Here is a 12,181-nt window from a genome sequence, read left to right as displayed (position 1 = left end):
TATGTCGCAGGAATTTAATGTTGTCGTTTTAGGTGCATCGGGTGCAGTGGGTCAAACAATGATTGAGATCCTCGAAGAGCGTAACTTCCCGGTTGCGAACTTATATCCTTTAGCCAGTAGCCGTAGCGCCGGTGAAACGGTCAGCTTCCATGGCAAACAAGTTACCATTTTGGACGTCGAAACCTTCGATTGGAGCCAAGCGCAGTTAGGCTTCTTCTCTGCCGGTGGTGATGTCTCGGCCAAGTGGGCGCCTATCGCAGCTGAAGCGGGTTGTGTGGTGATCGATAACACCTCTCACTTCCGCTATGACATTGATATTCCATTGGTTGTGCCTGAAGTTAACCCCCATGCGATTGCTGATTTCCGCAACCGTAATATTATTGCCAACCCGAACTGCTCGACCATCCAAATGCTGGTGGCTCTAAAACCGATTTACGACACTTATGGCATCAGTCGTATTAACGTGGCGACTTATCAATCGGTCTCTGGTACGGGTAAAAAAGCGATTGAAGAACTGGCAAAACAATGCACTAAGCTGTTGCAAGGTCTGCCTGCTGACGCTGACGTTTATCCAAAGCAAATCGCGTTTAACGTATTGCCGCAAATTGATAAATTTATGGACAATGGCTACACCAAAGAAGAAATGAAAATGGTCTGGGAAACCCAGAAGATTTTTGGCGACGATGACATTCTCGTTAACGCGACTGCTGTGCGCGTGCCGGTATTCTATGGCCATTCTGAAGCGGTTCACATCGAAACTCGCCAACCTGCCGATGCAGAAGATATTAAAGCTTTACTGCGTAATGCCGAAGGAGTGGTATTGTTCGAGTCCGATGACGAATATCCAACTGCTGTGACCCATGCAGCGGGTACCGATCCTGTTTACGTGGGCCGTGTGCGTAAGGATATCTCCCATTCTCACGGTATTAATCTTTGGGTAGTGTCGGATAATATTCGTAAAGGCGCAGCCTTAAACAGCGTGCAAATTGCCGAGATTTTAGTGAGAGATTATTACTAAGTCTTAAGTAGCAATTGATGCCCAATGAAAAAGCCTGCTGCCAGCAGGCTTTTTTTGTTTTACAATTGTGAACAGTAGCAGGGCTGGGATTTCTAGTTTATAGTAATCTCAATAAATACAATTGCCTAAAGCCTGTTATCAGCGAGATAACTTAAATAGCGCTTCAAAGGGAAGGATTGATGAAATTTCGCACTTCGTATCTTGTGGGCCTGATGGCCACCGTTTTAGCTGTTTTTTCCACGACCTCTTTTATTGATCCTGCGATAGCTGCCGATACTCCCAAAATAAAACCTTTAAAAATCATGGGACCAGATGGACAAATCCGTCAGGTCAATCATCAATATGGGCCAACGACCGCTAAAGATACTTTCTGGAGTATTGCGCAAAAAGTCCGTCCCGATGCCAGTGTCAGTGTTTATCAAGTCATGGCTGCAGTATTTGATGCCAACCCCCATGCGTTTAACTCCGACAGTTACAATAGCCTCGAACGTGGCATGATTTTGCTTATCCCTTCGAAAGAAGTGATGTTATCCATTCCCAATAGTGTAGCGATTGCCCGCGCCGAACGCAGCGATAAGCAAGTCCGTAATACCGCCAAAGCGGCGACTAAACCAGTATCTAAACCCACTGTTGTCACTCCCGTAGTTGAAAATAAACCTAAGGTAGAGCCTCAACCTAAAGTCGATGTTAAACCCGAAGCGGCTAAGACCGAAGTTGCTAAAACGGATGCCGTTGCGACGCCACCCGCTGCGACGAAAATGGTGAGTTCCGATGTGAATACTCGCCTTGAGGCCGCGGAGAGCAAAAATTTATCCTTAACTGATGAGTTAGCCAGAGCACAAGATCAGCTCGCGGTAAGAAATGCCGATGTTGAAGCCCTTAAAGCCAAAATTGAGGATTTAAACCAACAAATTGCGGTATTAGAGGAAACCTTACAGGCGAGTAAAAAGCAAAATCTTGCACTGAAGGCCGAGGTGGAAGCTGCTCAAGCCCCATCAGATGCCGATGCGCAGCCGCAAACGCCTACTGAGCCTGAAGATCTATGGCGAAACTTGATAAATAATCCGCTGTTATTGGTTGCAGCAGCGGTGGTCCCTGCATTGTTACTACTGCTGCTTGTGTTCTGGATGCTTCGTCGTAAGCGTAATAAAGAACGCCGTGAGTTAGCAGCCCAGCAGGTAGCCATGGCGACAGGTGCTGCTGGTGTGGCAACGGGAGCATCAGTGCTGGCGATGGATGACGATGATCTTGACGATATGGCTGTGCATTTAGACACTGACCATGCCGATTCCATTGATAGCTTATTAGATGTCGGTAGCGTGAGTTTACAACCCGAGCATGAAATGACCGATGGCCATGAGCAGATGGACATCGCTTCTGAAATGTTTATTGACCCAGGTGTTAACACTGCGGCAGAACCACAATTTGAAGAGGACGAAGGCCAATCCTTAGATGATCTCTGGGCTGAGGCCATGGGCGACCAAGAGGAAGCCTTTGCGGAAGAAAAACCCAAATCAGGTAATATTCTCGAAGAAGAGGATCTTGATGCATTATTGGCAGGGCTTGGCTCCGAAGAGCTTGATGCGCCATCTACTAATGAGAACCTTGATGAATTAGCGGGATTTGATATTCCAGCCGACCCAGAGGTGGTTGATGCAGCTGAGTTAGATACCGATCAAGATTTAGCCGCATCGCTTGCTGCTGAATTAGATAATGAACTTGAAAATATAGCGTTAACTGAAACGGCTGAAGATGATATTGATGCCTTGCTCGCCGGGTTTAATCAATCTGAAATGACCGATTCGGTATCTGAGCCAGTGGCTGAGGACGACCTCGATGCATTATTAGCGGATTATGGTAAGGAAAACACCACTACAGCATCCGATCTTAGCGATGAAATTGCTGCTGAATTAGATAATGATTTAGCAGAGCTAGGGGTCGCGCAAACCGACGATATTGATGCGTTACTGGCCGATTTTGATAAACCAGCTGCGCCAGAGCCTGACTTAAGCGATGAAATCGCCGCAGAATTAGATACTGAACTTAATGATATCGGTGTCATTGAATCCGACGATATTGATTCTCTGCTCGCAGGTTTGGATGCACCAACCGCGCATGATCCTGCGCTTGCAGCAGCCATTGCTGCCGAATTGGAAGATGAACTAAACACCGACCTGCCAGTCAATGATGATCTTGACCAGTTGCTCGCAGGTTTTGAGGACCAAGATTCGGCGGAACAACAAACGTCTAGCGATGAATCCGACATCCCTCACGATATGCTGGCAGCAGAGCTCGAAATGGCATTACCTGAAGAGTTATCGTCTGCAGATGATGATCTCGAATCTCTTCTCGCCGAATTTGATGTGCCAGAGCAGGCTGAAGCCGACGCGGATGAGTTTAATTTCGACCTCGAAACCACCTACCCTGAAACAGATGATAAGCTCGAGGATGAAGGCTTACTCAAGGGCATCGGTGCTGCCCATGCGATTGATGGTACGGATGATACCTTTGAGCTTAGTGATACGATTGCGAAGAGCCCAGATGATAATCCTAACGAAACCATTGAGCCAACATTTACCGGTTTCGATGCTGATAATCAAGCGGATGATACGGTACTCGCCACAGCAGGTTTAACGGCTGCGACAGCTGCCGCAGCGGCAAAAGTTAAAGAGAAAGAGGCTTCTTTCTTTAACGACTTAAAAGCTAACAAGAGTAAAGATCCCCACGTACTGGATTGGGACACTGAGCTTAACTTTGCGCCTACGTCTAGCGCACAAACTGACAGTCCTAAATCCGAACCTGTTGCACCCGTGGATCCTATCGCTGTCGATCCGCAAGCGGTTTCCCCGCGTCAACCTCTGGAATTTGTTTTAGACGAACCGATTGATAAGGTCGAGCCTACATTCGAGATTATCACTGACAAAGATGATGATATTGTTGATGAGGATGTCGCTCATGAGTTTGCTTTCAGGGCGGACTTAGATACTGATGACGATATCGATTTAAGTGACGACAATGTGCTTGCTGCTTTTAGTGCCAATACCGAAGTTGAAGATGATGAGGTATTAACACCAGAAGATAGCTTTGCCCTCGATGAAGAGCACACTCTCACGGTCGATGAAGCATTAGCAGCGCTAGATGCGCAGGAGTCACGTCAGTCGAAGAAGTTTGTACCTGAGCATGATTTGACTAATTTCCAAAACGAACATGGCTATATCGATATTGAAAAACTGCTTAATGACGCCGAGCAGGATAACACTGAGACAGATCTCTACCCTGAAATGGATGTGGATATGAGTGATGTGGGTGCCCTGATTGGTGATGCAGCCATGATTGATGTGGACGATGAAGAGAACTCTGTTAACGCTAAGCTCGATTTGGCCCGTGCCTATATCGAAATCGATGACAGTGACAGTGCCAAAGCGCTACTCCGTGAAGTTCAAATTGATGGTAATGAGCGTCAACAGGACGAAGCGGCTCGTTTACTTAAAGAGATCGGCTAAGTTTGAACTGGCATTAAGCTTTAATGTTAACGATCAACGGCGCTCACAGCGCCGTTTTTTTTACGGGCTGCTGTGATAAAATGCGCCGCTAAATTAATTGTGAGGATGTGTGATGCGGATTGCATTAGGTATTGAATATGACGGCAGTGGCTATTTTGGTTGGCAGCGTCAGGCCGAAGTCGATTCAGTACAAGGGCAATTAGAACAAGCCTTGTCTAAGGTGGCAAACGAGCACATTAGCTTGTTTTGTGCAGGAAGAACCGATGCTGGTGTTCATGCAACGGGGCAGGTAGTGCATTTTGATACCAACGCCGTACGTAACGAAGGTGCCTGGACCTTAGGTGTTAATGCCAATTTACCCGATAATATTGCCGTACGCTGGGTAAAAGAGGTAGATGAGAGCTTCCATGCCCGCTTTTCGGCCACGGCTAGACGTTACCGCTATGTGATTTACAATCATAATCTTCGCCCAGGGATCCTACGCCACGGCGTCAGCCATTATCATGGTGATATCGACGTTGATAAAATGCATATTGCGGCGCAGGCGCTGCTCGGCGAGCAGGATTTTACCAGTTTTCGTGCTATTCAATGTCAATCTAAAACCCCGTTTCGCAATGTGCACAGCGTTAAAGTGACGCGTCAGGGCATGTATGTGATCGTCGATATATCTGCCAACGCCTTTTTGCACCATATGGTGCGTAATATTGTCGGTTCGCTGCTGGAGATTGGGCTTGGCAACCAGCCATTGACCTGGATGGCGGATCTGTTGTCACTAAAAGATAGAAATCAAGCCGCGGCAACGGCTAAACCGAACGGACTTTATCTTGTGGATGTGACATATCCGGAGCAATATCAATTGCCAAAGTTAGCGCTTGGGCCATTGTTTATGTTGGATTAATGGCTTTTATAGTGGCAGAGCTTAAATGCGTTTCGAAGGAAGGAAATAACCGATGACCATAGCCCCAAGTGAATTGACAGCCTTAGTTGCGCCAGGAGCAAACGCGCCACTGGATCAATGGCTCGCGTATTTATTATCGATTCACCCAACCGAAATCGACATGGGATTAACTCGGGTTTCTAAGGTTGCCGAGCGCCTTAATGTATTGGATTTAGGGCCAAGTCAAATTGTCACTGTTGCTGGCACCAATGGTAAAGGCACGACCTGCGCCATGCTAGAGAACATCCTGCGTTTATCAGGGTTGACGGTGGGCGTCTACAGCTCGCCCCATATGCTCAAATACAATGAAAGGGTGCGCATCAACGGTCAGGACGCCAGCGATGACGCCTTTGTAGCGGCTTTTGAACAGATTGAAGCGGCACGTGGCGAGATTTCGCTGACCTTTTTCGAATATGCCACCTTGGCGGGCTTAATCCTATTTAAAGCGGCCAAGCTGGATGTGGTGATCTTAGAAGTCGGTCTTGGCGGCCGTTTAGATGCCACTAACATGATTGATGCTGATATCAGCGTCGTGACCTCGGTTGATTTAGACCATGAGGCGTATTTGGGTAATACCCGTGAGCTGGTTGGCCGCGAAAAGGCGGGGATTTTTCGCCAAGGAAAACCTGCCATTGTCGGCGAGCCAAACTTGCCCCATACCGTCAATGATGTCGCCCAACACCTAGGCGCCAAGTTGTATCGAGTCGGGACAGAATTTACCTATCAGCAAAATGGCAACACTTGGGACTATCAAGGGCAAGTACTTAAATTAACACAGCTTAGTCTCCCCACATTGCCATTACCCAATGCTGCGACAGTGATTGCCATTGTCGAACAGGGTTGGCCACATATTGCTGCCGATATTATTGCCAAAGGCATCAGCAGCGCCCGTTTAACTGGACGTTTGGAGCAAGTCAATGAGCAGCCACTGATTTTACTCGATGTGGCTCATAATCCACATGCTGCAAGGTTTTTAGTCAAGCAACTCACGCCCATCGTCGCGGGTAAGCGAGTGTTTGCCCTGTGCGGTATGCTAAAGGATAAGGATATTGGCGGCGTATTACCTGTGGTTTCGCCCTTAATTGACACTTGGTACTTAGTGAGTTTACAGGGCGAGCGTGGCGCTAATGCCAGCTTGCTACGTCAAACATTAGCTCAAGACTGCAAGGCCCTCGAATTCGAGGATATCGCCACGGCTTGGACGGCATTAAAAGCGCAAATTCAACCCGATGATGTGGTAATTGTGTTTGGCTCCTTTTACACTGTGGCAGGTTTTAAGTCTCTCTTTAAGCAGGATAACCGTTTTGTCTAGCCAGTTTCATAATCGATTAGTCGGCACTGTGGTGCTGGTCGCCCTCGGGGTGATTTTTTTGCCGGATATTTTAGACGGTAAGAAGGAGCGGCAAGAGGAGCAATTTGCCGAAATTCCCTTACGTCCTACCGCGATAGCGCATAAAAATGCCGATGACACGTTTGAAGTGCTATCTGCGCAAGACGTGGATGGCAAAGATGTTATGCCAGAAGAGCCTTCTCCCAATGATGAGGCGACATTAGCGCAGGCAGTGGGCGCGGATGCTAAGCCAGAGTCTAAACCTGAATCTGCATCTGAACCCGTGCAAGCTGCGGCTAAGGAGCAACTTAAGCCACAGGCCGTACAAACTGATGCCAAGGCTGAGTTGAAGGAAACGGCAAAAACTGAAACGGCAAAGTCTGAACCTAAAAAAGATGCACCTAAGCCTGCGATAGCTAAAACCGAACCTAAAAAGCCAGAGGTTAAACCAACCACGGTTGCAAAAGCTGAAAAGCCTAAGGCCGAAACGGCGAAAACTGAATCTGCAAAACCTGCCAAAGACGATGGCATAAAAGTGGTGAGTCGTGATTCATTAAAGCCCGGACTTACCCTGCAACTGGGCGCATTTAGCAATGCCGCCAATGTGAAAGCGCTAGTGGCGCAGTTGCGTAAAAGCGGTTACAAGGCGTACACAATTCCAGACACACCAAAGGATGGCGTGTTGACTAAAGTGTTTGTGGGGCCAGATGTGTCAGAAGTTAAGTTGAAGAAAATACAAGAAGAAGTTGAAAGTCTGACACGTTTAAAAGGTCGGATTGTGCCTTTTAATCCGTTGGAATCTTAATGCAGAACTGCCGAGGCTGAAATAATTTATTTACCTCTCTAGGGGTGAGAATCGTTTCAGTCTCTGGTAGAATCGCGCCGTCTTAAAGCCTATGCTGGAAAGCCATCTCAATGGTTTGGATTGATTACGCTATCATCTTCGTTATCGGGTTATCGACTCTTATTAGTCTGATCCGTGGATTTGCCAAAGAAGCCATGTCGTTAGTGGTATGGTTTGCTGCTTTCTTTGTTGCCAGTCAATTTTACCAAGACCTCGCCATCCATCTGACACAAATGAACGATGAGATGCTGCGCAATGGCGTTTCTATAGCCATTCTTTTTATCACCACATTAATACTCGGTGCCCTTATCAATTACATCATTGGGCAATTAGTGGTTAAAACCGGATTATCTGGCACTGACAGACTTTTAGGTCTGTGTTTCGGTGCTATTAGGGGCGCGTTGATTGTCAGCGCGCTGCTGTTTTTTATGGATGCTTTTACAGGCTCACCTAACGCCCAATGGTGGAAGGATTCTGTATTAGTGCCCGAATTTGGCGTTGTCATCCAGTGGTTCTTTAACTATTTGGAAAACACCTCCAGCTTTGTACCCAAACTATAAAAAAGACAATAAATTTATCCTAAGTGATGAAAAATAAGTCTGCTTTGAACTCTGTCGTGCTATTGGTGCAGACTCAAATCGAGGCGAAGGTCGCTGGTCAAATGGCTGGGGAGTTACTTCGTGTTTTACTTATATTTCACATGAAAGGGCATAGAACATCTTACAATGAGGAAGCTTACCCATGTGTGGTATCGTCGGAATAGTTGGCCAATCATCGGTTAATCAGACCATTTATGATGCACTGACTGTGCTTCAACACAGAGGTCAGGATGCGGCAGGTATTGTCACCGTTGATCGTGGTGCTTTCAGACTACGTAAAGCCAATGGTCTGGTCAAAGACGTATTTGAAGTCAAACACATGCAGCGCTTACAGGGCAATGCGGGCATTGGTCATGTGCGTTATCCTACTGCTGGCAGTTCCAGCGCGTCAGAGGCGCAACCTTTCTATGTTAACTCGCCATTTGGGATTTCATTAGCCCATAACGGTAACTTAACCAACACGCTTGAATTGGCCGAAGGCCTGATTAAAAAGCGTCGCCATGTGAATACCACATCCGACTCCGAAGTGTTGTTAAACCTGCTCGCCGATGAGCTACAAAAAACCACGAGCTTAGCACTGACGGCTGATGAAGTGTTCGACACTATCGCCAAAGTGCATGAGCAAGCCCGTGGCGCTTATGCCGTTGTGGCGTTGATTGTTGGCCAAGGTTTAGTCGCGTTTCGCGATCCTTTCGGCATTCGCCCCTTAGTGCTGGGTAAGCACGAAACCCCAACTGGCACTGAATATATGGTTGCCTCTGAGAGTGTGGCACTCGATGCTGTCGGCTTTGAAGTGATGCGTGATGTCGCGCCGGGTGAAGCGATTTATATTTCCCTCGACGGTAATCTTTACACTCGCCAATGTGCAAAAGAGCCAAGCTACTCGCCCTGTATCTTCGAATTTGTGTATTTTGCGCGTCCAGATTCTACTATCGATAATGTCTCGGTTTACGCCAGCCGCGTGAACATGGGTGCCAAGCTCGGTGAAAAGATCAAAAAAGAATGGTACGACCATGATATCGACGTGGTGATCCCAATTCCGGAAACCTCATGCGATATCGCATTAGAAATCGCCCGTTGCATGGACTTACCTTACCGCCAAGGTTTTGTGAAAAACCGTTATATCGGCCGTACCTTTATTATGCCTGGCCAACAAGAGCGTAAAAAATCGGTACGCCGTAAACTCAATGCCATCAACACTGAGTTTAAAGGTAAGAATGTCCTGTTAGTCGATGACTCCATTGTACGTGGTACTACTTCAGAGCAAATCATTGAGATGGCCCGTGAAGCAGGGGCGAAGAAAGTGTACTTTGCTTCGGCTGCACCGGAAATTCGTTTCCCGAACGTGTACGGTATCGACATGCCAACCTCGAATGAGCTTATCGCACACGGTCGTGATGCCGATGAAATTGCTAAGCTTATCGGCGCCGATGGCATTATCTTCCAAAATCTGCCGGATCTAGTCGAAGCGGTGAGAATGGAAAACCCAGAGATAAAACGTTTCGAAACGTCAGTATTTGATGGTCACTACATCACCAACGACGTTGATCAGTCCTATCTCGATCATTTAACGCAGCTTCGTAACGATGATGCCAAAGCTGACCGCAATAAGGATATTGGCACTAACCTTGAGTTACACAACGTCTGCCATCCATAAGACTAAACGCTTAAGATGAAAGAGTGTGCTTGGCGTTAAGCGTCGGCACACTTTAAAATGCACAATAAAAAGCCAGTGATAAGTCACTGGCTTTTTGTTTGGAATTTTAATCTTTAGGAGATTTTTGGATTCTCGTTGGATTGGCTCTGTGTTAGCTCATCCTGCGCATTTTTACGTTCAACCCAATAGTCAGCATGGTGAATACCGAGTTTTTCAGGATCAAACTGTGGCTCAATACCTTGTTTTTGCTGAGATTCATAATCTTTAAGACAAGTGAAGGCAATTTTTTGCAGGAGAATAATGGCAATAATGTTTAACCACGCCATAATTCCCACACCAATATCACCCATCCCCCAAGCCAAGTCTGCGGTTTTCACTGTGCCATAGACTGTGGAGGCCATTAGCACGACTTTCAGTACCACTGTAAGCCAAGGACGATTCACTTTGCGATTGATATAAGCGATGTTTGTTTCGGCAATATAGTAGTAGGCCACAATGGTGGTGAAGGCGAAGAAGAATAGCGCAACGGCGACGAACATATTACCAAAGCCTGGCATCATGCTTTCCATTGCGGTTTGTACATAACCAGGGCCCGCCGCAATCCCCGCAATCCCGGTATAAAGCGCTGCGCCATCAGGGCCCTGCACGTTATACAGGCCCGTGATCAGCAGCATAAAGCCAGTGGCTGAGCAGACGAACAGGGTATCAACATACACTGAGAAGGCTTGCACTAACCCTTGTTTGGCTGGATGACTCACGGCGGCGGCAGAAGAAGCGTGCGGCCCAGTACCTTGACCCGCTTCGTTGGAGTAAATACCGCGTTTTACCCCCCACATAATCGCAAGACCTAAAATCGCACCAAAGCCTGCATCGAGTCCGAAGGCGCTTTTTAGGATCAACAGAATAATATCGGGCAGCTGGCCAATGTTAAGGGCGATAATCACGCAGGCGACAATGATATAGCCGAGCGCCATAAAAGGCACTACAGTACTGGCGAACTGCGCAATCCGTTTCACCCCTCCAAAAATAATAAAACCTAATAGCATCGCAAGAATGGCTGCTGTGACATTAGGGTCAATATTGAAGGCGGTTTTTAAGCTTGAACCAATGGAGTTGGCTTGTACCCCTGGCAGTAAAATCCCGCAGGCAAAAATGGTCGCAATGGCAAATGTCCAAGCGTACCACTTCATGCCTAAGCCTTTTTCAATATAAAAGGCGGGGCCGCCGCGGTACTCCCCGTTGATTTTTTCTTTGTAGACTTGGCCTAAGGTGGATTCAACAAATGCTGAGCTTGCGCCCAGAAACGCTACCATCCACATCCAAAAAAGAGCACCTGGGCCACCAAAGGTAATCGCCGTGGCAACACCTGCGATATTACCGGTACCTACACGACCCGCTAAGGTCATGGCTAAAGCTTGGAAGGAAGACACGCCAGCATCGGTGCTTTTGCCATCAAACATTAGACGGATCATTTCGGGTAAATGACGTAACTGTAAAAAGCGTGAGCGCAGGGAGAAAAAGAGTCCTACACCGAGGCAAAGATAAACGAGCGCGGGACTCCAGACGATATTGTTGACCGCATTAACAATCTCATTCATATAATTCAACTCCAATATTCTGTTGTTTTTTGCAGAGTTTTTAAGATTTTTTTAGGTGATTTTGGGTACTAAACAGCCAATTAGGCCTAAGGTTAAAACGCGTGTGTGCGTCCAAGAGCTTCAACATAACGATTTTTTTAGTCACTTCATAGCTAAAGTTGTTAAATATTTGATAATTTAACGTTCTTTATTTGATGGGGTTACTGAGGAGCTTTATTTTGCAGCGTGTTATCTCTGCTGCATTGAGATTTGTAATCTAGCAACTTGAATCATTGAGAAAAGCGGGGGAGATAAGGCGAATTGATTGAGACTATTAACTCTGCCACAGTGGATAGCCGGGACGGTATTTGTGCAAGGCAAACAAAACTTGGCTTAAATTACCAGCCATAACAGCATCCACAGTCCAAAGAGCCATGCCAGGCTACGGCGGCTAACGCGATGTTTTAATAGCAAAGATAGACTTACAGCTACAGGTAGAAACAGGATAAAAGCCCAAGAGAGGAACGGAACCTCAAGATTTAATGTTTCAAGAACCATCCCACAAAGCAGACTTAATGCCAGTAATAAGAGGCTATGAAATAGCATTAATTGATTGAATCTTAATACTAATGCTGGTTTGAATGCGGGTTTAGCATGATAGGGCAAGGTCAGTGTATTCATCTCTTTTTCCTGATTCCTCTTTAAGTGATGGAAGG

Annotated in this window: 9 protein-coding genes; 7 read left to right on the top strand and 2 right to left on the bottom strand. The window is 46.8% G+C overall.

Annotated elements, in window-relative coordinates; translation table 11 throughout:
* Position 1: 1 nt before the first annotated feature.
* The 7 genes from HG547_RS11570 to purF all read left to right on the top strand — a co-directional run bounded on the left by HG547_RS11570 (position 2) and on the right by purF (position 9,888).
* Positions 2-1,018 (top strand): aspartate-semialdehyde dehydrogenase, encoded by a 1,017-nt coding sequence (locus HG547_RS11570; RefSeq protein WP_169547903.1) that lies wholly within the window; start codon positions 2-4, stop codon positions 1,016-1,018.
* Between the two features lie 179 nt (positions 1,019-1,197).
* Entirely contained in the window at positions 1,198-4,521 is a 3,324-nt protein-coding gene (locus tag HG547_RS11565; protein WP_169547902.1) for a FimV/HubP family polar landmark protein, read from the top strand.
* Positions 4,522-4,633: 112 nt separating this feature from the next.
* Positions 4,634-5,419 (top strand): tRNA pseudouridine(38-40) synthase TruA, encoded by a 786-nt coding sequence (gene truA, locus HG547_RS11560; protein WP_169547901.1) that lies wholly within the window; start codon positions 4,634-4,636, stop codon positions 5,417-5,419.
* 52 nt (positions 5,420-5,471) lie between these two features.
* Positions 5,472-6,770: a bifunctional tetrahydrofolate synthase/dihydrofolate synthase gene (gene folC, locus HG547_RS11555; protein WP_047536579.1), complete on the top strand. Its 1,299-nt coding sequence runs from the start codon at positions 5,472-5,474 to the stop codon at positions 6,768-6,770.
* The gene (locus HG547_RS11550) at positions 6,763-7,593 is read left to right on the top strand and encodes an SPOR domain-containing protein (protein ID WP_047536581.1); all 831 of its coding nucleotides are present in this window, start codon (positions 6,763-6,765) and stop codon (positions 7,591-7,593) included. Before folC ends, HG547_RS11550 begins: the two co-directional genes overlap by 8 nt.
* Positions 7,594-7,703: 110 nt before the next feature.
* Positions 7,704-8,192, top strand: a complete 489-nt coding sequence (locus tag HG547_RS11545) for a CvpA family protein (protein WP_011072963.1) — start codon at positions 7,704-7,706, stop codon at positions 8,190-8,192.
* Between the two features lie 181 nt (positions 8,193-8,373).
* Positions 8,374-9,888 (top strand): amidophosphoribosyltransferase, encoded by a 1,515-nt coding sequence (gene purF / locus HG547_RS11540; RefSeq protein WP_037420099.1) that lies wholly within the window; start codon positions 8,374-8,376, stop codon positions 9,886-9,888.
* Positions 9,889-10,001: 113 nt separating this feature from the next.
* Here the strand turns inward: purF and HG547_RS11535 are convergent, their stop codons facing one another.
* Positions 10,002-11,486, bottom strand: coding sequence for an alanine/glycine:cation symporter family protein (locus tag HG547_RS11535; protein ID WP_037430090.1), 1,485 nt, complete (start codon positions 11,484-11,486; stop codon positions 10,002-10,004).
* 372 nt (positions 11,487-11,858) lie between these two features.
* The gene (locus tag HG547_RS11530) at positions 11,859-12,146 is read right to left on the bottom strand and encodes a hypothetical protein (RefSeq protein WP_169547900.1); all 288 of its coding nucleotides are present in this window, start codon (positions 12,144-12,146) and stop codon (positions 11,859-11,861) included.
* Positions 12,147-12,181: the final 35 nt, after the last annotated feature.

Origin of the sequence: Shewanella sp. DNRA4, assembly GCF_012843185.1 — a bacterium.
Taxonomy (GTDB): domain Bacteria; phylum Pseudomonadota; class Gammaproteobacteria; order Enterobacterales; family Shewanellaceae; genus Shewanella; species Shewanella xiamenensis.
The sequence above is the reverse complement of the archived record's forward strand: the minus strand, read 5'-3'. Positions and strand labels throughout refer to the sequence as shown.